Here is a 24,314-nt window from a genome sequence, read left to right on the forward strand (position 1 = left end):
CTAAAATTTGCCGCTATTTTACCGCGAAACTGAACTAAGCTAAAGTGCTTTAATATTTTTGGCGTAAATTGGCTGTTCTTATGCGATTATCAATGATTATTTCCTGTTTGGTTATCCTTAAAGCGATTAATGTCATCATAACTTAACCACTTTATTAACCTTAGTTTATTCATTTACCTCACTGATAAATAAGAGTCACTATGTATAAAATACAAAAAAAAATCATTATTACCAGTGTTGTGATAGCTTTTTTCGTTGGTGTTTCAGCGAACGCACAGCATTACCAACAAGATATCGATAAAAATAGTATTGTAACGTTTAAACAGGTTATGCAGGCATTGTTATCTGACACCAAGATGATCACACAAGGAATTATTTTAGAAGACTTTAGCCTTGTTGAAAGTGCAGCACAGGGGATTATTAATCACCCAAAACCGGCAATGTCGCAACGGAAAAAATTGATGAAAGCCTTAGGATCAAAAGTCGCTATATTTAAAGGTTTTGACAAAGTTGTTCATGGTGGCGCTATCAAAATTAAGCAAGCGGCCAAAGAAAAAAATATGGTTGTTATTGTCGCTGAATATCAAAAATTAATACTGGCTTGTCAATCTTGCCATAGCACTTTTAAAGCTTCACTGACGATAGCTTTGCAATAGTGAGTGCTAGCTTTTACCTGAGTAGATATTACTTTTTAATGATATTTATAAGTGAATATATAAATAAGTAATAGAAAGCTGACAAGGGTATAACCCAAATCAGCTTTTTATTTGAAATGAATATTGCAATATAGAAACTGGCAGTCAATAATTCCCTTTCAATTCTATTTTTCAATTAGTCGCTTATTTTGTCTTATTTAGATTTCAATATTGAGAATAGCTTTTCTTCACAGTTACCTGAAGATTTAGAAGAGTCTATTTTTCCGCACCAAGTTCATGCCGCTGCTTTTTCTTGGGTATCGCCTAAAAGAACGTCAAATCCACAGTTGGTTACGACTAGTCGTGATGTTGCCTCAATATTAGGGTTAAGCGAAGAGCAGCTTAAAAGTGATGAATTTTTACAGTTGTTCACGGGGAATGTCGTGCCTGAAGAATTTGCCCCTTATGCGATGTGTTATGGCGGACACCAGTTTGGCCATTGGGCTGGACAATTAGGTGATGGCCGCGCCATTAACTTAGCTGAAGTAAACACCCCTTTAGATGGCCATAAAGTTCTCCAGCTAAAAGGTGCAGGACCAACACCGTTTTCACGAACGGCTGACGGCTTAGCGGTATTACGTTCATCGGTACGAGAGTTCTTATGTTCAGAAGCGATGTTTCATTTAGGTATTCCTACCACCCGAGCACTGAGTTTATCGTTAACGGGTGACAGTGTCGTTCGGGATATGTTTTATAACGGTAATGCGAAAGCTGAATTAGGCGCTGTTGTCTGTCGAGTGTCATCGTCATTTATGCGTTTTGGAAGTATTGAGCTACCGGCTTACCGTAAAGATAAGGCTTTGTTAAAGCAGCTCGTTGATTATTCGATAAAACGAGATTTTCCGCATTTATTAAATGACCACGAAAATGACTCGGTACAAGGTTACTTAGCTTGGTTTGATGAAATTGCCCAACGCACTTGTCGATTGATGGTGCATTGGATGCGGGTTGGTTTTGTTCATGGCGTAATGAATACCGACAATATGTCATTAATCGGTGAAACGATTGATTATGGTCCTTATGGTTGGATTGATAATTTTGATTTGTCTTGGACACCAAATACAACAGATGCCCAAGGTAAGCGTTACAGCTTCGGCAAACAGGGTGAAATTTCACAATGGAATTTATTTCAATTAGCGAACGCTATCTATCCATTGATAGAAGAATCTAAGCCACTAGAAGTGATATTAAATAATTACAGTAAAACGTATCAACAACAGTGGCATGAAATGATGTCGAATAAACTGGGTATTACGGCTGAAGATATAAACCATAAAGCGGACACAGCATTGTTTTTAGCACTCGAAACCTTGTTGGGTGATATAGAAACAGACATGACTATTTTCTATCGTTTACTGGCTGATTTTAGTTATGACAAAAAAGTTAAAGCAAATAACGTCAATCATTTTGCCGATTGTTTCTATCTAGACGAGCAGTTAACGCCTCAGCATCAAGCACGTTTTTCTTCTTGGCTAGAAAGCTACGCTAATCGAATTGAGCACGACGAAAAAACAGCAGCGCAAAGAAAAGCGGTGATGAATAAGGTGAACCCTAAATATGTATTGCGTAATTATTTAGCACAACAAGCCATTGAGCTTGCAGAGCAAGGTGATTTTAGTAAATTACATGAATTACAAAAGGTTCTGGAAAAACCTTATGATGAACAAGTTGAGTTTCATCATTACAGTGAGAAACGTCCTGAATGGGCGAGAAATAAGGCGGGTTGTTCGATGTTATCGTGCAGCTCTTAAAGCGTTGTTGAATAACGCTTAAAACTAAAACCTTACCGACCTGTGTTTTTTACGAGGTCGAGTAAGGTCAATATTGCTGGCGTAGAGACTTTATCAAAGCCATTAACTTAAAAATTAAGCGACAACGGCTAAGTGTTTATCGCGCTACTTGGCACACTAGTCGGACTAATATGTTCAATAGGATAACAGCCTAATATTTTAATGAAATTAGTAATTGAGGTTATTTCATTAATTGCTTCTTGTAGTACAGCACTCTTCAAATTGGCTTCAACATCAATATAAAACATTTCTTCCCATGGTCGCCCTTGAATAGGTCTAGATTCAAGTTTACACATGTTAATACCTTTTGCTTTTAAAATAATAAGACAGTCAACTAAGGCACCTGCTTTTTGTCCTGTTGCCAAAATCAATGCCGTTTTAGCCGGGATTTGTTCAGCGACATCAATAGGTTTACGAGCGACTAAAATAAAGCGACTGTGATTTTCTGCTTGGTTAGCAATCGACTTTTCTAAAGCATGAAGCTTGTAGAGATGACCACCTTCTTCACTGCCAATAACGGCGACTGTAGGGTCTTGCAACTCATACGCTTGGGCCATTGCATCAGCGGTACTGTCACAATATTCGATGCGAATGTTTTTTTGTTTGTCGAGAAAATTACTGCACTGAGTAAAGGGTTGTCCGTGCGCGTAAATCGTTTTTATTTTGCTGAGTTGGGTATTTACTGCGGTTAATAAGCAGTGCTCAATCGGCTGAGTTATCTCACCAACAATTGACAAGTTAGTGTGTTGCAGAGCGTCATAAACTTCGTTAATACTACCTGAACTGGTATTTTCAATGGGCAGCATACCGTAATCTACATGGCCAGATTCGACTTGTTGCATAATTTCTTTGAAACTTTGGCAACCGTATTCATTGATTTTTGCTGCACGGCGTGAAAAATATCTATGACTGGCTAAATAGCTATAAGAGCCCTTATTACCTAGAAAAGCGACGCTAACCGTAGGCACTTGGATATTGGGGTTGGCCAATGTTTGTAAATAGGCTTGTTGATTTAATACTGAATCTTCAATAATTGTTTGATAAACGCTGGTAACATAGTGAGCGTCTAAACCAAGCACTTTACCTTGGTTAATTAAACGTATTAATAATTCTTGCTCGCGTTGTTGATCGCGAACGGGGCGTATCTGATGCGCTTTACTTTTTGCAACACTGAGAGTGAGAGAACGGCGTTGAGCAAATAACTCTAATAATTGCTGGTCAAGTTTGGTTATTTTTTCACGAATTTTATTCAGATCTAAATCTTCACTCACAGTACTTCCACCCTATATATTATTTTCGAAAATGGTTAAAAAGAAAGAATCCTGATGTTTTAGTAAAGGAAAGTCATGAAGGCGACTAAAACAAGCTATTAGCTAGGATATATAGCATTACTGTAGCGAGGGCGAAGAAATTGTTCAAGCCTTTATTGCTAAAGGCTTGTATTAAAAAAATCTATAATAGAAATAGATTTTTAGCTTTGTGGAAAACATTGCCAAATAATGGCAAAAGAAGACACGGTTGCTACTCCCCAGACAATTGAGCGCAGTAGTCCAATATTGAATAAATATAATAAGTTGTAAGCCACTCGAGCGACAACGTGGGTAATTGCTAAGAAGGTTACACTGTCGGTTATTGTATTTGTGGTTATTGCGAGTAAAACCGCAGGGACAAAAATAATCAGTGATTCAAAAGCATTTTGGTGAGCCGCGAGTGCACGTGCTCCAAAGCCAGTTAGTTTTGCTTGTTGCGCACGCGGGTGGTTATTGTCATAACCATCGAGTTTACTCATAGCTATTGCGACAGGGGCTTTAGCTAAATAAGGCAATAGAGTGGCTGCAAATAAACACCAGATAAGAATCGTCATACTTTTCCTCTTTTTATATTGTAGATATTAATTTTAATGTTGAAAATTTAGCTTAATAGCTCAGTAATGTCAGTGTATATTTTGTCTTACCCGGTAAGAAAGGTGAGGGCTTTCCTTGTACCCAATCATCATGACCTAAACCATAATAAGGGCTCCACGGGTGGCCAGACTGGCTGGTTGGCATATGTAATATTCCTGAGGCCTCATGACCCGGTGAAACCACCATGCGTTGAGAGGCACCAAAAGACTTTCCTTGGACACGAGGCATATAGCTATCGCCAGCAAGAGGTATTGGCAGCATATCTAACCAACGACCAATAAAGGGTATAGCGTTACTAAGTGGGTGTTGTATTTTACTGGTGTTTTGTTGCCCCCAAGTCGCTTTAGCCAATGGTTGGTCTTGGGTCATATCCGTTAAGGTGGTAGAGAGTGCTCGCTCAAAAACTTTTTGCCAGTTATCTTCGGGCAACCATAAAAAGTTGCTTGGTTGTTCATTAATCATTTGCCAAAGCGGTGTTTCTACTTGGTGGCGAATGGTGTGAAAAGAGTAGCCATTATCTAAGTGAGTTAAGTTTTCGTTGAGTAGACTAAAAACATCATTACGCACATTCAAGCGAAAATTATTAACAAGGCGATAAGCGACTGAGTCTGTGCATGCACATAAATTATCAGTATTAAGGGTTTCTTTCACTGCTTGCCAACGTGGATGATTGATAATAGCGTCTGGTGTTAGTACGTTATCAATTAAAAATTTCTGCCAGCGTTTTAAAAAAATGGCGCGGTCGTCTAGCGCAATATCAAGTAAGTTTTGTTCTGAAAAAATCTCTTTTGCAAGTAATCCCTCTCTGATTTGTTGTGCCCTTGCACCAAGTGCATAACCGCCGTTGCCTAATTTTTCTAACATTTCACCGCCAACCACACGAGCATTTGCGGTCCATAAACGGTTATTTTGTGGATTTTTAATTTTAGGATACAGATCCGCTTTTAAATATCCCTGCCAATGATTGATACCGTCACCCCAATGTGTAGGTGTTTCGCCAAACGAGGAAGATTTTTTTGGAATAGGCCCCATGATTGTCCAGCCAATATTTCCCGCTTTATCTCCGACAACTAGATTTTGTGCCGGAATACCTGCTTGGTTAGCAATGTTAAATGCCTCGTCAACGCTAGTGGCTAATTCGAGTTGAGTTTGGTGCAGATTTACGGCTTGTACATCATGTGCAACCCAGCGATAAGCTAATAATTGTTGGCTGTTGTTCACTCCTATAACGGGCCCCCAAATTGTTTCTTTGACTATGATTTCCTGTGCGTCTTGACCTTTTACCGCAATAACATGTTTATGCTCAGTAAAGTCTTGATAGCCAGCAGGTGTCAAGTATTGGCTCTTATCTGCATTGGTATCTAAAATAATTATATCGCTCCAATCGCCGTAACTATTTGTAAACCCCCATGCAATATTACCGTTACTGCCAGCAATGATATTAGGTGTTCCCGGGAGGGTCAGTCCAGTTACTTTGATAGCTTTATTATTATCGCTTTGATATTCAAAGGTTGCCCGAAACCAAGTGTTTGGTACGCGTATTCCTAAATGCATATCGTTAGCAACAATGGCACTTCCTGTTTTACTTATTTTCCCCGATACCGCCCAATTATTTGAACCAGGGAACTCCTCACCTTGATATTTTTGCTCAGATATATCGGTTACTAAATTTAGCACAGCATTAGCAGCTAAAGCATCTTGCTCAGATGAGGCTGAAGGCCATGCACGTGTTGGCATTTTACTTGATGGATACTGACTACCATCAATGGCTGCATCCCAGATGCTGCCTTTAGGATTCAAAAATTTAAAGACATCTTCACCTAAGGTGTTTTTTATATTTCCTAAGGTTCTTTCACGGTCACCTGCCGCATATTGCAAGTCCATGTACATACTTAATACGGTTAATATGGTGTCTTCTTCTTGCCAAGAAACGGGAGCTTGTTGAAGTAATAAATATTCAAAAGGAGGTGAGCTTAAATTATTTATGCCCTGATTCACACCACGGGTATAGGCTTTGAGTAAGGCCAAATCTCTTTCAGGAAGTTGTGAAACTATCGCTCTAGCACGCTCACGAAAGCGATGACGGCGGATCTCTTTATCATGTGGCAAGGCTTTTTCGCCAAATAAGCTGGCGAGTTCGCCTGCTGAATTACGGCGCAGTAGGTCCATCTGAAAAAAACGTTCTTGGGCATGTATAAACCCTGTGGCGACTGCAACATCGTTACGTTTCTTTGCTTTTATGGTGACAATACCCTGACTATCGCGCTCAACAATGGCAGTATCACTCAAGCCAAGTAATGTTCGCTTTCCTTCAAGTACCGGTAACGCGCTATCAATTTGGCTGTAAATCCAAGTACCTAAACTTGTAACAACTAAAAATAAGATCAGCAAGAAACCAATTAATATATGTTTAAATCTATTCATAATGTGGTGTGTTTAGGGTATGTAGACGTGCTAGATTACCTTATTATTTATAAAGTTAACATTTAATGATAGAAGATTATTATCGGTTTATGTACAAAGAAAAGCCGAGCTACTTTTTTATTGCTATTTTTCCCGATAGAATAGCAACAATTACTATTGATAAACCTAATTAAGGAGTTTGTATGGCATCTTTACAAGATCAGCTATTAAAAGCAGGCTTAACGACTAAGCAAAAAGCGCGACAAGCAAATACAAGCCAGCGTAAATCAAATAAACAAAAACGCAGTGGCGTAGCAAAAGACGAAAGTTTACAAGAACAAGTAAAACAAGACTTAGCTAAAGCTCAAAAAGAAAAATTGGCAAAAGACACCGCGCTCAATGAAGAAAGAAAGCAACAACTCGCCAACAAAGAAAAAATGCTACGTATCCAACAAATACTCGAACACCATCAAATAAAAAATGTTAGTGGTGAAACAGAATATAATTACACCTTTAACAGTAAAATTAAAAAGTTATTTGTTAACGCGGTTACCCATAGAGCTTTAGTTAATGGACGATTAGCGGTTTGTGGGTTAACCGAACAGAGTTATTTAGTGACAGCTGAAACCGCAGCAAAAGTAGCGACTTTAGATGCTAGTGTTATTTTAGTGCAAAATGATAAAGTGGAAAGTGATTTAGTTGAAGCTGACGATCCTTATGCCGATTATCAAATTCCTGACGATATGATGTGGTAGATAGCCATTTGCGCGAAATGAAAGCAGTGTTAACTAAGTAGATATGTTAAACTCGCGCAAAATTAGGGTGGCTGTTTTTAGACAGTCTAGTGTTTTTTTTTAAATAAAGAGAAGTTGATTTATGTTTATTGTTCGCTGGATTATTGGTCGTATTATCTTATTGTTAAATTTTATTTTTTCACCGAGCGGCCCAAAAAGAACAACTCAATTGCAAGCTGAAATAGATACAAGCACACAACACTTGAGCTTATATCAATTACCCGCTTGTCCTTTTTGCGTAAAAGTTCGTCGTTCCATAAAACGCGATGGTTTAAATATCGAATTACGTAATATTAATCAAAATGAAAATTATCGTGAAGAGTTAATCAAAGAAGGTGGAAAACGTACGGTACCTTGTTTGAAAATCACTGATGAAAACAAAAAGGTTACTTGGTTATATGAATCGTCTGCTGTGGTTGATTATTTACATCAATTTGCCCGTTAATTGATAGAACAGTAATATTATTTTATAAATAATGAAGTATTTCTCTATTTCTCGGGTCTATTGGTTTATCGTTAGTTAATTAATAACCTGAGAAGTCGCTTTATGTTAATTAAATCTCTTGGAAAATCTGCACTAAAAGAACATCAAGTTACCAACGAAAGTGTTTACTTAAAGCGTAGGCAGCTTATTAAGCAAATGGGTTTTTTCGGTGCCGGTACTTTATTATCTTCAACTATATCTAGCGCTGTAAACGCACAAGGTTTAGATTTTTTTTCATCAGAACCAGAAAAGACCTTTCAACGTTATCCCTTAAAGTTCACGGCTGACGGTACTAACAATACTGAAGTGCTGACACCTGAAGCTAAGGTAACCAGCCATAATAATTTTTATGAATTTGGTATAGGTAAAAACGATCCCGTTAATAATGCGCAAAACTTCAATATTAAACCTTGGCAGCTCACGATAAGTGGTGAGTGTGATAAGCCTTATACTTTAGATTTAGATGATTTAACGAAAAGTTTTGCCCTTGAAGAGCGTATTTATCGGCTGCGATGTGTAGAAGCTTGGTCAATGGTTATCCCATGGGTTGGCTTTGAATTATCAAAAATATTAAAAAAGGCACAGCCGAACTCTCGGGCTAAGTATATTGCTTTTGAAACCTTACACGACCCAGAACAAATGCCAGGACAAGCAAGTAGACGGATGGGCGGCGGTATTGATTACCCTTATGTAGAAGGGTTACGTATTGATGAGGCGATGAACCCACTTACCTTAATGAGTGTCGGTCTCTATGGCAAAACATTACCAGCACAAAATGGTGCGCCAATCCGTTTAGTGGTGCCATGGAAATATGGTTTTAAAAGTATTAAATCGATTGTTGCAATAAAATTTGTTGAACATCGTCCTGCGTCAACATGGAATATTTTAGCCCCTAACGAATACGGCTTTTATGCCAATGTTAATCCTGATGTTGACCATCCAAGGTGGAGTCAAGCCAGTGAACGAAGATTAACTTCTGGCGGATTGTTTGCGCGTAACCGGATCGATACTTTGCCTTTTAATGGCTACGGTGAGGAAGTTGCCGATCTATATAGAAACCTTGATTTACGGAAAAACTTTTAAAAATAGCGACAGGGTAAAATCGTGAGTAGGGGCTTTATTGCCCAGCTAATCTGTAGTAATAACTTGAGTCGTATCATTTCTATGAAGTATAAAGTTATTTTGTTTAAAATTTTTGTCCACCTCGCGGCTTTTTTACCGCTAGCCAATGCTTATTATCTGGCTTTTACTGATCAACTAGGCGCTGATCCAGTTGAAGCCATTATTCACTTTACCGGTATTGGTGCGTTTAATTTATTATTGTTAAGTTTAATGATAACGCCTTTAAGTAAGCGTTTTAAAATATCAATATTATTAAAAGTTCGCCGATTAGTAGGCTTATATAGCTTTACTTATGCTTTCCTACATTTAACCAATTTTCTAGTGTTTGAAGTGCAGTTTGATTGGTCACTATTTGTGAGTGAAATACTTGAACGACCTTATATTACTATTGGTATGGCGGGCTTATTGATTTTGTTAACGCTTGCGATAACATCAATTTCGCTATTAAGAAAAAAAATGGGTAAAAATTGGCAAAAGCTCCATAATTGGGTTTACTTAGCTGTTGTTCTTGTTGGAATTCATTTTTATTGGTCGGTAAAGTCTGAAATCATAGAACCGAGCATTTATCTTTTTATTACTTTTCTTCTTTTAGCGCTTCGTTTTAAAAAACTAAATAAGTGGATAAAAAAAGACTAGCCAAAAGCTGACCTTAGGCTCAATACTTGTAAGAGCAACTTGGAGACTAGAGCTGTCATTACGCTTTTGCGAAACCAATAGCATATTTAGAGGGGCAACTGAAATACGATGATTTTTTGGGGCTGGTTTAAGCTCATTATAGTCGTTAATATTTCAATTTTAGAGACTAAATAATGTGGTAGCGCTAAAAGCGCCAAGTTCCATTTATATCTAACAAGCCGAAATTATTACCATCAACTCTTATCCATGATATACCGTATTTAATCGCAGTTGTGTGTGAAAACCAATAGTGATGTGCCAATGAAATAGTGAGTAAGGTCTCATTATTCCAGTCATCAGAAAAATCAGAATAAACTACACCAGCTTTATAAGCGTTATGTTTAGCAATGTAAAAGGTGGTAAATACTTTTGCCGTAATTCGTTCTTCGTTATGCGAAATTGAAGAAGCAATGTCCAAACCTTTCCCTCCATTAATGCTTGTATATCTAGCTTTAATAGCAATTAAAGTATCGCTGTCATATTGAGAGTTATTGGATTCGACATAATCATCAATGATATCCGTATATTCACTATTTTCAGAGTAGTTATGGATACCAATCCCTAACGTCAATTGTTGGTTAACCGCATAGTTCAGAACAAGGTCAGTGAGTAATTCATCTTCTTCATATTTGCTCGTCTTTAATGCCCCATTACGGTCAGTATAACTGTCTTTATGTGTTTTGTGTTGGTAGCTAAAATCTGCTTCTAAACTCCAACGTTGACTAAAATATAACTTGCCAGCTAAGTTAGGATTAGAGTTAAGAGCATTCAAATCAACTTTTAACCAACTGTTCCTACCTAAATGGGATTGCAAATCGTAAGGCTGTTCATTATCGGCAACAGGAGAAAAATAGTATTTATAACGGGCACCGACAATCGGAAATTCAGACCAATCTCCATCTATAAATGAAAGACTAGCCAAATTGATAACACCGTATTGTAATTCATGTTTAATTGTTTTTTTTTCTGACTCTGCGAAAGCTGGTACTGACAATAAAACGGATGACAGGAAGATTAAATGAGATGTTTTAATGATAAATCCTTTTAGTATTAATAAGTTGCTAAGTAATCTTACTTTATGTTGATTATTTTAGTCAACTTTTTTTCTTTCGAATTATGCTCTTGTTCTGACTAAAATGAGAATAATTCGAACTAAGAAGACTTGGCAATGACAGAATGTAAACGGCAAGTATGGTGGCTTAGTTGTCTATCCATATAAAGATCGTTCTATGTATTCTTAATTAAATAAATAGCCCAAAAGCCTATTGGTGTTTACGACCGCTTAGTCAGACCTCTTGTCGTTAGATAAGCCAAGGCTAACTATATTCGTATCTTTGTTAACATTAAGCCAGTGAGCATCAGCGTGTTTTTCAGCTAACGAATAACTGCTGCTTTGATTTAAAGTCATTATGACCGCTTTGGTGGCTTAGTTCACATTCAGACTGAACGAGTCATTGGCAAAAGTTATCATTAATAGAGTCATGTCTTCACCTATGGCGAACGTCAGCTATCAAAAACTTCTAGCGAAATGTGGTTGTTATTTCATGTCGGCTGTAGATTTAAAGCTACCAGAAAGAGCTAAGTATATTTTGAATTCAAGACTTTCATTTTGTGGCAATGGCTGAAATAAAAACTTTTGTCCTAAAGTAAATATACCTAAACATGATTAGCTAGTCTGGGGAGTCTTTGGTTTGTTTAGGTATTAAAATCATAAGTGACTGAATGTTTATCTTTAAGTTTCTATTGGTTAGGTTGGTGTTTGTATATTAAAATTGGGAAAAATTAAGGGTAATGGCAGTAATGTCATTCCCTTTTCGGAAATTGTGTCTGATTAGTAAATAAATATTGAAATGTTAAGTCTGCTAATCTTTTTAAGTTATTAAGCTTAAATAAAAAACCGACTAAGTGTTAATTTAACCGGATTTTTTTATCAAACTTTACTCATTAAACGCAATATTAAAACGTTTGATTGTTATTCATTGTGCCCTTGGTTTTGCTCGCTGGCGCTTGCCAAGTAAAATCACTATATTGTTTACCTGTACCTGAAAGCTGTAATGTATGATTACGGTTGGTTGATGAGTTTTCTGCCACGCCAATGTCAGTTGATATCATACCCGCTGCTGCGCCACTTGTTGCTGTCATGGTGCCTTCGTAACTTAAAAACTGAATAACATTGTCGTTATTATCAATTAAAGCTAGAGCGTCTGAACCGCCGTTTTGTAGACCCGTAGCATTAAAAGCTAAGGTGCCATAGCCATTTTGTTGGCTACTGAAAGTGCCAAATAAATTGATGGTGCTATAAATTGCGCCATCATTGCCGTTATAGGCTTCAATGCGCCAGTTAGTTAAGTCAATACCCGCATTACCAGCAATTTCAATAAACTCGTCTTTGTCGCCGCCTTTGTTGTCGTAATGAAATTCATTTATCCACGGATCATAAATAATTTGGTTAACAGTAACAGAACTTGATGTTTTAGCGCTGTCGGTACTGTTATCAGTTACGGTTAGCTGAACAGTGTAAGTACCTGTATTAGCGTAATCATGCACAGGTGTAACACCTGTTGCAGTATTACCGTCGCCAAAGTCCCAGCTGTAACTGCTGATAGTACCGTCGATGTCGTTACTATTACTGGCGTCAAAATTACATGATAAATTGGTACAGGTCTCAGTAAATGCTGCTGTAGGTAATTCATTCACTGGTGTTGAACCACCAAATGTTTGGTTGGTATTAGCACTGTTTGACGTATTACTCGCTGCGGCTTGCCAAGTAAAATCACTATAGCTTTGACCTGAACCGATAAGTTGTAAAGAGTAGCCAACTGGTGTATTTGATGTTTCTGATACGCCAATATCGGTTGAAGTCATGCCTGATGCAACACCGTCAGTAGCTATTAGCGTTCCTTCATAACTTAAAAACTGTACTACTTCATTGCTGTTATTAACTAAGGCTATACCTTCAGGCGCGCCGTTTTGTAGGGCACTTGCAGAAAAGCTTAATGTACCAAAACCTGAATATTGATCGCTAATTGTGCCTGATAAATTAACAGTTTTATATACGGTTCCGCCATTGCCGTTATAGGCAACTAATGACCAACCTGTTAGATTAGTGCCAGTTGAGCCAGCTATTTCAACAAATTCGTTAATGTCACTACCATCATTATCATAGTGGAACTCATTGATCCAAGCGGTGCCAGCAGGTGGTGTAGTTCCCTCATTAGTTGTGGTTGAAACTTCACTACTCATTGCTGATTCATTAGCTGAATTGTCAACCGCTGATACTCTATAATAGTATGTGTTGCTTGCTGATACGCTGTTATCGGTATAAGCATTGGTATTGACTAATTCGCTGTTAATTTTTACAAAACCAGTACCAGAGGTGTTACTGCGATGAATGTTATAACTAGCAAAATCTGGTTCATTATTAGCTATCCAAGCAAGTTCAACTAGGTTATCACCGCCAGTTGCACTTAAGCCTATAGGTGCTTCCGGTGCTGTAGTATCACCACTGCCACCAGAGCATATGCCTTCAAATACACAAGCAACATATTCTGGATGATCAACAAATGGGTTACGATTGTCTTGATAACTATAAACTGTATCATTATGGCGTACTTCAAAGGCGTCAACTGGATCATCTTTATGCCACTGTATTAGAACCGATTTTAAACCCATATAAGCGACGCTAATGTTTGAACCAGCGTTTGAGTTTTCAATCAATGTACGATCATCAGTTAAAATAAGATCAGGTTCACTAACACCAGTAACGCCATGAGTACCACCTTCGTATCGAATTGCCATATACATTAAGGCACGAGCTACGTCACCCTTTCGGCCTTGCCATGTTTGCCAGGTACCTTGGGCGAAAGAGCCTTCAGTCCAGTTTGAGTCATTTACGCCACCCCCGCGGTTATTGGTAAACTCAGTGATTTTCTCTAAACAACTTGCACCACAGTTTGCATAGGGTTTATTACTACGGCTTGAATTATAACCACTGTTGGCAATAAATAGGTGATGAGTGTCGGTATAGGCATAGTTATCGCTGCCATCACTAGGAAAGCCATAAGATTTAGGCCAACTGTGTTCTCTATTATAAAAAGTATTACCGCCACCTTCTTTGGCGTAGCTAGCATTTTTATAAATGTCGATAACGTTATTAGCATTATCAGGGTCTTGATCAGCGGCTTCTAAAATGTCCCAGGTGTCCGTTGCCGATGAGGTATAAGGGAAACGAGTGTGATCGTCAATTATTTCATGTAATGAGCTCTTTAATGCAGCAGGAGAGCTAGTATTAATTGAGTTATAATAATTGACAGGAATATCAGCGAGTGCGGTTGCTGAACTGAGGATACTAGTTACACACATAATTGTGCCGGCTACTCTGGCGAGCTTGCCATTTAGGTATTGAGTCTTCATTTTAAACCTTGATATTTTATTGTTATTATTAATTATCTAAGTGCAATGAAAAGCTAAAGATCACTACGACTAGATAAGCTGTCGGTAAATCTTCTGCATCTTAACTTCAATGTATTAAGTAAATGTTACAAAAAATCCTTTTTATTGAGCAGTTTTTGCATACTTTCGCTGGTTATTGTATGAAGATCGACCGATCAGTCAATACTTTGTTTTTGTTTTTTTTGAACGAAGTTTTTCGTAAATCTGTGTGTGTGTACTTGGTTATATTGATATTTTATTGGTTGTTTGCGTTACGTAATTAAATGTTGACTGTTTGGTTTGTTTTTAAGATCAGACATAATATCAAAATGCTAAATTACTATGTCTCGAAAGTGCGCATTGTTAACATCGAGCTCATGAGTAACTGAGTCTTCTTCAGTTAGCCATAAGCTGTCCTTATCCAAGAAACTTCTATGAAGAGTTTGTGGCAAACTAGACTGTTTGGCTTATTTGATTTTAAAACTCCTTAGCAGCGATATAATAAGTATTCGTCCAACTAGCTGATAAGCTTAAAAATCCCATAGTTGCAATATCCTGGCTTTGATCGTATATTTATTAATCATATTGTATTTAGTTGATAGGTACTTATTCATGGATGAGGTAGGCTTTTTCAATAATGCACTCGATGCTCTTCCTGAACATATTTGTATTATCAATAATATTGGTGATATTGTATTTGTAAATCAGGCATGGGTCGATTTTGAATTAAATAACTCTTCAACGCAATCCACCGATTGGCATAAAATCAATTACTTCGATATTTGTAAGAATTCAATAAGTGAAGATAATGATGATATTTCACTCATTTTATCAGGCATAGAAGCTGTTGCCAGTCAGAACTCTCCGAGTTTTTCATTTGAATATCCTTGTCATAGTCCAGACAATCATCGTTGGTTTTCACTCAACTGCACTCCATTTAAATCCAACCAAAAAACTTATACCTTAGTACAGCATGTTAATATCACGCAGAAAAAACAAGCAGATATAAATTCCAATATCGATGCCCTAACAGGAGTTGCAAATCGTAGATCATTTGACGAGTTTTTTCAAAAAGAATGGCTTCGATGTGCCCGGTCATTGTCTCCAATTAGTCTCATCATTATTGATATTGATGACTTTAAAGCATTCAATGATACGTATGGTCACGTTAAAGGTGATTGGTGTTTAAAGACAATTTGTAATGAATTAAAACAATTAGTAAACAGACCAAGTGATCTATTTTGTCGGTACGGTGGGGAAGAATTTATTTATGTTTTAGGAAATACGTCATCTAAACAAGCACAAGAAATTTGCACCAAAATACATCAAGTTTTAAAAGAATTGAATATTAAACGTGATGCAATAAAGGATAGTATACGTGTTACCGTGAGTGCTGGTTTAGCTTGTGTCCATCCAAGTAACTTTAATAACAAAATCGACCTACTCGAATATGCCGACAAGTATCTTTACACAGCTAAATCTCAAGGAAAAAACACAACCAGATGTCACTATTGTGAAAGTGAGATCTGCTCTCCTAAAAATTGCAGTTATTAATTATTATGCCTGACCCCCTCCTCTCCAGAGGAAGGGGTGGTAAATATAGAATACCTATTCCTCACTCTTTAAAATTGTCAACAAAGCTAGCTAATAATATAGGTTTGAAACAGTTATTGAATTGTCTTCTTTCGTATATTTGTTAACATTGGCCTAGTGATTATTAGAGACTTCTCCAGCTAGCCATGAGCCGACATAAGCCTTTGCAAATTAAGATGCATGTTTAGGCTAATATTAACCAATATTTTCTGCTCACTTGTGGGACGGGTTTAAGCTCATTGCGGACGGTGCTATTTCACATATTAACGCTAACTAATGCCACAAAAGAGACCTTTCCTAACACCCTAAATCAGCACCAAAAAGGTCTTCTCTGATACGATAGCGGACATTCGCCACAGATTTAAATACGCATTGTTTGACTATAAATATTACCAGTTAATCGAATAACCTGACTGGCAAAAATACCACCACAGCGGTCATTCATCATAAAACTTGCAATACTGTATATTCTCATCCACGGTGCATCACAATCACTCAATACCGCTATTGAATGATCGATTTGAATAGTATCGTTCAACTTTAACCTTTTTTGTCTAACCAGTAGGTTTTTCAACCGCTATTCTTTCCATTTTTTATGATAAGAATAACCATGCCAACAGCACCTATTTCAATACGTAAACTCAAAGATATTTCATTAATAACAGTACCTGTTATTATAATGGGTACTTAAATATATAAAGTACCCATTTTGTTTAGGAAGTAAAAAATGAAAATAATTTTAATCACACTGTTTTTTTTATTAACTCACATAACAGCTGTTAATGCTGTTAATGTTTTACCAACTTATAGCACGGTCTATGATGAAAGCAGAGATTCATTTAAGGATAGCTTATCCGCTATCAAAGTCGCTAAGGAAACGAATAAAAATGTATTGATGATTGTAGGTGGTAATTGGTGTTCATTCTGTAAAAAAATGGATGACTTTATTAAAGACTCACCAAAAGTAGCTGAAAAATTATATAATAATTTTGTAGTCTTGAAGATTAATTATAGTGATGAGTATAAAAACGATGAATTTTTAAAGCATCTCCCCCCTATTTCAAGCTACCCTCATATTTATATTTCAACGTCATCAGGCAAAATGGTTTTTTCTAACAACACACTAAATTTGCAAGAAAATTCTTACCATACAGAAAAAAAGTGGTTAGATTTTATTGAGCATTGGCAGCCCAAATAATCTTAACTTAAATTGAGCATTGGCAGCCCAAATAATCTTAACTTAAATTGAGCATTGGCAGCCCAAATAATCTTAACTTAATAAGTAAAAGCTTATCATAACTTTAAATATGCAATGACTTAAGGGTAATATGACGTATTTCAGTTAATATCAACAGGCACAAGTGTTTCAATTTATATTACTAAATTGAAACACTTGTTTGCTAAAGCTTCATTATTAATAATAAAATAACACTATAGAATACTTCATCATTTAGTATATCAAGTGAGTTAGACAGTGTTGCTATGGTTGGACGATAATTAGCACTAGTTTGCGTCATTTTAGCTAGTTGATAAATTTACTAGGTCAATAAATATTAGAGTCTATAGACGAAACTCCATCGTCGTCGGCTTTGAGCTTAAACCACCCCACAAGTGAGTAGGAAATTTTGGCTAATATTGCCCTAAATATGCTCCTGAATTTGCAAAGGCTTAATGTCCGCAATTAGCTAGAGAAGTCTCTAATGCTCACTGGCCGATGTTAACAAAGATACGAGCTGACCGTAATTATAGTTATGTTTTAATACTCAACCTGTTCTTGGTTATTAAAAAATTAATCAAACAACATATTTTTAGCCGTACTAGGTATCATTAAACATATGAAAAAAAACACACTACTATATTTATCTTTTGGCTCCATCGCAACCACATTCAATGCTCAAGCATCAGATGAAGAACTGCAAACGTGTTTAATGAAAAGTCTCAAAACAGCGGACTTAACAGTAACCGTAGGAGAGTTAAAAAGAGCTTGCAACAATTTGCTATTGGTTGCCAAAAAGGCACAGCATAATAAAGTTGAATCGTTTTTTAAGCAGGAATTGAAAACAAAAAATTTGGCTTCAGCGCCTTATGTGATGACGCCTTATGTGATGACACCTCACCGAATGAATTACCTTTTACCAGTGAGTTATAGCGATAATATTAATAAAGAAGACTACGATATAGTAGAAGGATGGGCTGATAACTTTGAAGATATTGAAATTAAATACCAGCTTAGCTTTAGAGTACCCTTACTCACTGAACGTCTATTTACTCAAGGTGACGGAGTAGCCTTCGCCTTTACGTTACAGTCTTGGTGGCAAATTTATGCTCGCAGTATTTCTCGTCCTTTTAGGGAAACAAACTATCAACCAGAAATTTTTTATTATACCCCGTTAAGTTGGCAGCCACTTGAAGGAAACACGGCATTTTTGCTTGGTTTTGAACACCAATCCAATGGCAATTCATCGTCATTCTCTCGCAGTTGGAATAGGCTTTATGCGAACTTTGTCTTTGCTAAAGATAATTATGTTATCTCTTTTAAACCTTGGTGGAGAATACCTGAGGGAAATAAAGTTTCCACTGCAATGGTGCCAGGAGATGATAACCCTGATATTACAGATTACATGGGGAATTTTGAACTTTCTTTAGTGTATAAGTGGGACGATTATGATGTGTTTTTTAAAGGCAGAGAAAACTTTAAAGCGCACAAAGGCTATGTGGAGTTAGGTGTAACCTTTCCTATTTTTGAACGGTTAAAAGGGTATATTCAGTATACTAATGGTTATGGTGAAAGCTTGATCGATTACAATAACTCACAACAAACCATTGGTATTGGCTTTTCGTTAACTGATTATTTTCAAGATTAACTTAACCTAACCATTGGTTAGTTCTTTAACAGCTACTATTCTATTAGCTTTATGATCATACAACAGACATTTCACTTAATACTTCTAAGCCAGCATGAGGGGGTACTGAAAGTATATAGAATTTTTAGTCAGTAGCATTTCATTATCAACTTGTTGAAGTTGATTAAAACTAAACACTTTTGAGTTTGGTTATATGGATACGTGTTTATTTATACAGGTTTTTAATACTTGGTTTGACCTTATACTTAGAATGTCATTAACAGAATAAATGGGAACTAAATTAAAATGAGTCAAAATTTTATCTTTAACTCATTTTATGAGTTTTTATTTAGTTAAGTCAATTTCTAGCGTTGGCATCAAATAAGCTGGAAGGTTTTTACGGCGTCCTGTTTCACTTGGACTATAATGTTTAGCTAAATAATCAAGTATTGGTTTTTCACTGTCCCCTAATGGCCATAAGCCACCTGTCTTTTGCATCCAGCGAATAGTTTCCAACCAAGTATCTCGACTCATTCTATTTTGTATAACCAAAGCAGCAGAATGACAGCCGGTACAGTGAGCTTTAACCAACTCATAACCTGTATCTATAACAAAGCCGCTGTCTTTATCCAGAGCCTCTTTGCTATTTGCATAGCTATAAGGGAGTGCTATCAAGCTTAATATAAGTATCGTTTTTTTTAAAATAACCATATTACACCACCTGAATTGCAATTCGATGACACGCGTTATTTAAATAACCTTTAGGGTTCCAACCAGGTATTATCATAGGCTGAGATACACCATCACTATCTGTCGCTTTAGCCCATAATTCATAATAACCTGTTTGTGGGAATTTAACTTTAGCTTGCCAATGTTGCCATGCATTACGATTAACGGGTTTAGTTATGTTAACTTCTTGCCACGTTTGACCAAAATCAATGGATACATGCATTTTTTCTACGGCTTTATCACCTACCCATGCATGACCATTTGCTGAAAACTCGTCTTTTAACGCATGTCTAACGCCTGATTTTGGAAAAGTAACCAGGGACTTAACCGGCATGCTTTCAATAATACACATGTCTTCATCAGGAACCTTAGAGCCAGGAGCTACAGGTTTACAGGGTGTTCGGTATGCTTTACCGGTCATTTTAGTACCATCATGAACAATGTTACGTATTGAAATACCCGTTAACCATTTACCTGAAGTTGAAGCAGGCCAGCCACCAAAAACTAAACGTAAAGGATGACCGTTCATTGCCGGTATATCTTCATCGTTTACTGACCAAGCAATTAGCGATTCATCTTCTAAAGCCTTATGCATTGGCACACCGCGAGAAATAGCAGCCTTCTTTGGATCCCTGCTTAAATGTTCATCGGCTGCGTGATAGCCAATATAAACAGCATCATCTTTAATGCCACAATCTTTTAATACATCTTTTAAACGTACGCCTGTCCACTTAGCACAACCAACAGCACCTAAGCTCCATTGATTACCTTTCGCTGGCGGATCAAATTCAGCGCGACCATTGCCACCGCACTCTAATGTTAATTGATAAGTATGATGTTTAAATTTCTTTTTCAATTCAGCTAACGTATATGTTTTACTTGTTTTAGCTGATTCACCACCAATAGTTAATGTCCAATTATTAACATCAACATTTTCAGGAGGAATACCATTGTTACGAACAAATAATTTATTAGCCGGAGTGATTAAGTCATTGAGTAAATGAGCGGGTACTTCAGCATTCAGAGGTCGATCATTTAATATTATTAGACCGGCATGTTTACCGGCAATACGAAATTTTTCAGTACTTTCAGCAAGTGCTGCGGGAATAAGACCACCCGGCATAAATCGCCCAAAAACGACTTCAGCACCTAATACTACGCCCATTACGGATAATCCCGTTAGAAACCCTCGACGAGAAACGGGATCGGTTGTTCGACCAAATAATGCTTCATCTGCTTTTTCTGGATTTTCCTGATAAAGCTCGCCAATGCCTTTTTCTATTATTTGTGTTTTAGATGGTTTTTTGGAATATTCTTTGGATGGTTTTTTCATAATTAACCTTATTTTATTTTTTATTAGCATTAAAATTATAATAAGCGTGTGGCATTACCACCCAAATACTTATTCATCACGTAGTCTGTCAAAACTCTTTAACGAAACTTTTAATGAACCGAAAGACTATTCAGAACCAAAAATGAATTTATCTGACAATTGACTAGTTGATTTATAATATATGTTCCCCCTTAGAAAAAAGCAATAATGGTTATATAACAACCAAGATATTGGTGTTATATATACTATTAAAAAAAATGAATGTCATATATACGTAGGAAATAGCGCAAGACATGGGGAGGATTAAGAGATAGATGAAATAGATCGCGATTTTTACTTTGCCTGATAATATAGTCAAATGTAGATTGGCTAATTATCGCACTGTCTATTCTTTTACTGATCAGCATATTAAGTAATGCCTGTTCACTAATTGTATCGCTACGATTTATTCTTTTTTTAGCCACTAGCTCATTAATGCCATAGTAATAGAAGCCACGCACCCCGCCAAAAGCAAGATTTTCTAAAGAGGAAGGATCGCTATACTCAATCGGTTTATTTTCTAGAGAGATAACTTCATCTTGGTCGGTGAAAACCATTGAAGTCCATAAATATTTATTCTCTGTTTGTCTTTAAACCAGATAGGATTAACACCTAATAATACGCCATTTAACTTTTCTTGCTTGATCATATGATCAATGCATTTGCGCGGAATAAAGACTGTTTTAAAGCTATATTTTTTATTTTCACTGTTTAAAAAAATAGAGAAATCATAATAAAGCCCTTGTTCATTTTTTACGCTTAGAGTTAAAGTTCATTACTTAAATTCCAACGACTACCTTTAGCTGATAATTGCCTCACAAAATAACAGAGCATTTCCCTAAGTACTGAGTAGTTTCACAAAAATTTGGTGTTTTTTATGCTCAGATTTACCGTAATGCAAGCAAAGTCCAATATCTGCTTATTAGAAAAATTTAAAAATAAAGACAACTAACCGTATAGCTGAGATTGGCACTGAACGGCCCCACAAACTTTTCTAATGACCGCTTTTGGCTAGCTGAAGAACTCTCTGATGATCACTAGCTTAATGTTAACAAAGATACGAAACCGGACGTTCCACAGAGATTAATATATGGAATTTTTAATGATTGTTTTTACCAGTAAATCGTTAGGTTTGAGTATGAACAAAGCCTATTGTCTTACTTTGAATATTTTCTGAAAATAACACCTGAACGTCAGGGTATTTAAAAAGAAGAAGTCAACTTTTAACGAGTATAACTTCATTATCAATTACTACTCTTCGATCACTTAATAACTTAGTCATTTCCTCTACCGGTAAAGGTTTACTGTATAAATATCCTTGGGCTAAATCGCACCCTAGACTAGCTAATTTATTAGCTTGCTCTCTTGTTTCTACTCCTTCAGCAATTGTTAATTTGTTTAGTTTTTTACATAACACTAACAAGCTACTGATTACAGCTTCATCTCTCTTATCGGTCACTACATCGATAATAAATGAACGATCTATTTTAATAAAATCTACATCTAAGTGCTTAATATAAGATAAAGAACTCATACCTGTACCAAAATCATCAATTGACAATTTCACACCCAATTTTTTTAATTGGGCGAAGATTTCTTGTGTTCTTTCAATATTGACCATACTAGCATTTTCAGTGAGTTCAATTTCTATAAGCGCTGCTGGAACTTTATAATGCAACAACAGATCAGCAATGTAACTCACTAAATCTGGATCCATTAAGTTGTAGGGTGAAATATTTACTGCTATTGATAACTCAATCCCATTATCTAACCAATTACGACATTGAATGATCGCATGCAGCAATACGTATCGTGTAAATTCATGTACAAACATACTTTGTTCAATAATATCAATGAACATGTTTGGCCCTAACAGACCTTCTTCGGGATGCAACCAACGCACAAGCGCTTCAACACCGATAATCTTGTTATCGGGTAATTGTACCTTTGGTTGATAATATAAAACGAACTGATTCTTATCGAGGGCAGAGTTAAGTTGACCTCGTAAGTGTATTCTAAATTCAGAACGAGTAAAAAGTTCTTGCTGAAAAACTTGAAAACCCAGCCGATGTTTTTTTGCCTGATACATAGCAATATCTGCATTCTTAAGAAGGTCATCAAGCTGTAGACCACTTGTAGGATAAAACGATACACCTACACTTACACTTGTTTCAAAGACGTAATTGTTAACTTTGATGGGTTGACGACATAATGTCACTATATTTTCAGCTAATGAAATAGCTTTACTTTCATCTAAATTATCACACCATACAACAAACTCATCCCCACCATAACGTATTGCTTGTGAGTTTTTCTCTTTCAGATTGCATAAACGCATTGCTATCGCTTTTAATAGTTCATCACCCACCAAATGTCCCATGGTGTCATTAATGTCCTTAAATTTATCGAGATCAATTACATAAACAGCTAACAGGGTATTCAGTTCTTGATGTGCTTTTATATTTTTAGCATTTAAATATGACTGCGAATGTTCATATAAATAGGATCGATTAGGCAAACCAGTCAGGGTATCATGAGTTGCTAAATGTTTAAGTTTGTCATTACTTTGCTCAAAACGTTTAGTGATTACTGCCGATATGAATAAGGCAACCCATACAGTTATCCAAAAGGTTAAAAAAGCGGTAATAAATAGTCTGTTTGACACATAACTTAAGGTTTTATCTAAAACATAAGTTTTACTTACTATTAATATAGATAAGTTATCAACGGGGGTGTTTTCATAAATCCAAAATAACCTATCTGTATCTGTATCTGTATCTGTATCTGTAAAATAATAGTTAGACTTTTTAGTGTTAATAGTTTTATTTATCAGTTTGTTAGAGCGGTATAAAGGAGAAGATTTTAATTTAATATGTTTTTTATCAAACCATATTTCAAGTCCAATAACATTTTTTTCTAGTAGATCCATAAGCTCATTTTTTACATTTTCATCTGATGCTAACTCGGTAATTTTACCCTCATGAATAATAGCTTTAACATGTTTAGTAAGCCGAGCAAGCATCATAGTGTTATGTTCTAACTCTAAGGATTGACCAAGATCTCGTGATAAATTAAATGCTACACTAATAAAAATAGCTGAGACAATAATAGCTACTCCAATAAAACTATAAAGTACACGTTTCCTTAAGCCTGACGATAAATCAGTATTATTCATAAGCTTTACTACTTAATCTTTTTTACAAGTACTTATGTCCGCAATTTTATATACCGGACACCACCCTATGGCGAATGAAAGTAAATTCATTCCAGCAAAAATCAAAATCGATACTCGTAACAAATCATCGCCAATTTGTTCAGAAAATAGTACAACATAAACAATTAAAACAACGGCTATTACGCCTCTTATGATTCTATCTATCGCACAGAGATTTTGGTTGATTTTTAGCATAAATATCTTCTTATAGTGGAGAGGTATTTTAATCAATTAACAATGCATTAAACAATTTATCTACTTTCAT

The 24,314-nt window shown here is 36.3% G+C and carries 20 protein-coding genes; 9 read left to right on the forward strand and 11 right to left on the reverse strand.

Going from position 1 to position 24,314, the window contains the following annotated elements; genetic code table 11:
• The first annotated feature begins 200 nt into the window (after nt 1–200).
• Entirely contained in the window at nt 201–656 is a 456-nt protein-coding gene (locus A3Q34_RS14150; protein ID WP_070375939.1) for a hypothetical protein, read from the forward strand.
• A gap of 188 nt (nt 657–844) precedes the next feature.
• Nucleotides 845–2,446, forward strand: a complete 1,602-nt coding sequence (locus A3Q34_RS14155; RefSeq protein WP_070375940.1) for a protein adenylyltransferase SelO — start codon at nt 845–847, stop codon at nt 2,444–2,446.
• A gap of 128 nt (nt 2,447–2,574) precedes the next feature.
• Here A3Q34_RS14155 and A3Q34_RS14160 read toward each other — a convergent pair whose 3' ends face one another.
• From A3Q34_RS14160 to A3Q34_RS14170, 3 genes are all read right to left on the reverse strand, one after another.
• Nucleotides 2,575–3,756: a chorismate mutase gene (locus A3Q34_RS14160; RefSeq protein WP_070375941.1), complete on the reverse strand. Its 1,182-nt coding sequence runs from the start codon at nt 3,754–3,756 to the stop codon at nt 2,575–2,577.
• 200 nt (nt 3,757–3,956) lie between these two features.
• Entirely contained in the window at nt 3,957–4,349 is a 393-nt protein-coding gene (locus tag A3Q34_RS14165; RefSeq protein ID WP_070375942.1) for an MAPEG family protein, read from the reverse strand.
• Nucleotides 4,350–4,401: 52 nt separating this feature from the next.
• Entirely contained in the window at nt 4,402–6,813 is a 2,412-nt protein-coding gene (locus A3Q34_RS14170; RefSeq protein WP_070375943.1) for a penicillin acylase family protein, read from the reverse strand.
• Between the two features lie 182 nt (nt 6,814–6,995).
• Between A3Q34_RS14170 and A3Q34_RS14175 the strand changes: the two genes are divergently transcribed.
• From A3Q34_RS14175 to msrQ, 4 genes are all read left to right on the forward strand, one after another.
• Nucleotides 6,996–7,547: a DUF2058 domain-containing protein gene (locus A3Q34_RS14175; RefSeq protein ID WP_070375944.1), complete on the forward strand. Its 552-nt coding sequence runs from the start codon at nt 6,996–6,998 to the stop codon at nt 7,545–7,547.
• 121 nt (nt 7,548–7,668) lie between these two features.
• Nucleotides 7,669–8,031, forward strand: a complete 363-nt coding sequence (locus A3Q34_RS14180) for a glutaredoxin family protein (RefSeq protein ID WP_070375945.1) — start codon at nt 7,669–7,671, stop codon at nt 8,029–8,031.
• A 102-nt stretch (nt 8,032–8,133) separates the two neighbouring features.
• Complete coding sequence (gene msrP, locus A3Q34_RS14185) at nt 8,134–9,153, forward strand: protein-methionine-sulfoxide reductase catalytic subunit MsrP (RefSeq protein WP_070375946.1); 1,020 nt, start codon at nt 8,134–8,136, stop codon at nt 9,151–9,153.
• Between the two features lie 81 nt (nt 9,154–9,234).
• The gene (msrQ, locus tag A3Q34_RS14190) at nt 9,235–9,828 is read left to right on the forward strand and encodes a protein-methionine-sulfoxide reductase heme-binding subunit MsrQ (RefSeq protein ID WP_070377183.1); all 594 of its coding nucleotides are present in this window, start codon (nt 9,235–9,237) and stop codon (nt 9,826–9,828) included.
• Nucleotides 9,829–10,012: 184 nt separating this feature from the next.
• Here the strand turns inward: msrQ and A3Q34_RS14195 are convergent, their stop codons facing one another.
• On the reverse strand, nt 10,013–10,789 hold the full coding sequence (locus A3Q34_RS14195; RefSeq protein ID WP_157470998.1) for a hypothetical protein: 777 nt from the start codon (nt 10,787–10,789) through the stop codon (nt 10,013–10,015).
• 1,034 nt (nt 10,790–11,823) lie between these two features.
• Complete coding sequence (locus tag A3Q34_RS14200; protein WP_070375948.1) at nt 11,824–14,280, reverse strand: endonuclease; 2,457 nt, start codon at nt 14,278–14,280, stop codon at nt 11,824–11,826.
• 630 nt (nt 14,281–14,910) lie between these two features.
• Here A3Q34_RS14200 and A3Q34_RS14205 point away from each other — a divergent pair.
• Complete coding sequence (locus A3Q34_RS14205) at nt 14,911–15,852, forward strand: sensor domain-containing diguanylate cyclase (protein WP_070375949.1); 942 nt, start codon at nt 14,911–14,913, stop codon at nt 15,850–15,852.
• Between the two features lie 400 nt (nt 15,853–16,252).
• Here A3Q34_RS14205 and A3Q34_RS14210 read toward each other — a convergent pair whose 3' ends face one another.
• Nucleotides 16,253–16,429: a hypothetical protein gene (locus A3Q34_RS14210; protein ID WP_157471000.1), complete on the reverse strand. Its 177-nt coding sequence runs from the start codon at nt 16,427–16,429 to the stop codon at nt 16,253–16,255.
• 189 nt (nt 16,430–16,618) lie between these two features.
• On the opposite strand from A3Q34_RS14210, the gene A3Q34_RS14215 reads away from it, so the two are divergent.
• The gene (locus tag A3Q34_RS14215; RefSeq protein WP_070375951.1) at nt 16,619–17,089 is read left to right on the forward strand and encodes a thioredoxin family protein; all 471 of its coding nucleotides are present in this window, start codon (nt 16,619–16,621) and stop codon (nt 17,087–17,089) included.
• A gap of 637 nt (nt 17,090–17,726) precedes the next feature.
• Nucleotides 17,727–18,755: a phospholipase A gene (locus A3Q34_RS14220; protein WP_070375952.1), complete on the forward strand. Its 1,029-nt coding sequence runs from the start codon at nt 17,727–17,729 to the stop codon at nt 18,753–18,755.
• A 324-nt stretch (nt 18,756–19,079) separates the two neighbouring features.
• On the opposite strand, the gene A3Q34_RS14225 is transcribed toward A3Q34_RS14220, so the two are convergent.
• The 5 genes from A3Q34_RS14225 to A3Q34_RS14250 all read right to left on the reverse strand — a co-directional run bounded on the left by A3Q34_RS14225 (nt 19,080) and on the right by A3Q34_RS14250 (nt 24,244).
• On the reverse strand, nt 19,080–19,445 hold the full coding sequence (locus A3Q34_RS14225; RefSeq protein WP_070375953.1) for a hypothetical protein: 366 nt from the start codon (nt 19,443–19,445) through the stop codon (nt 19,080–19,082).
• Between the two features lies 1 nt (nt 19,446).
• Nucleotides 19,447–20,796 (reverse strand): sulfite oxidase, encoded by a 1,350-nt coding sequence (locus A3Q34_RS14230; RefSeq protein ID WP_070375954.1) that lies wholly within the window; start codon nt 20,794–20,796, stop codon nt 19,447–19,449.
• 248 nt (nt 20,797–21,044) lie between these two features.
• A complete protein-coding gene (locus tag A3Q34_RS14240) occupies nt 21,045–21,392 on the reverse strand; it encodes a hypothetical protein (protein WP_070375956.1) in 348 nt (115 codons plus the stop codon).
• A 659-nt stretch (nt 21,393–22,051) separates the two neighbouring features.
• Nucleotides 22,052–24,010 (reverse strand): putative bifunctional diguanylate cyclase/phosphodiesterase, encoded by a 1,959-nt coding sequence (locus A3Q34_RS14245; protein ID WP_070375957.1) that lies wholly within the window; start codon nt 24,008–24,010, stop codon nt 22,052–22,054.
• A 12-nt stretch (nt 24,011–24,022) separates the two neighbouring features.
• Nucleotides 24,023–24,244, reverse strand: a complete 222-nt coding sequence (locus A3Q34_RS14250; RefSeq protein ID WP_070375958.1) for a YgaP family membrane protein — start codon at nt 24,242–24,244, stop codon at nt 24,023–24,025.
• Between the last annotated feature and the right edge of the window lie 70 nt (nt 24,245–24,314).

Source organism: Colwellia sp. PAMC 20917, from assembly GCF_001767295.1.
In the GTDB taxonomy this organism is placed as follows: domain Bacteria; phylum Pseudomonadota; class Gammaproteobacteria; order Enterobacterales; family Alteromonadaceae; genus Colwellia_A.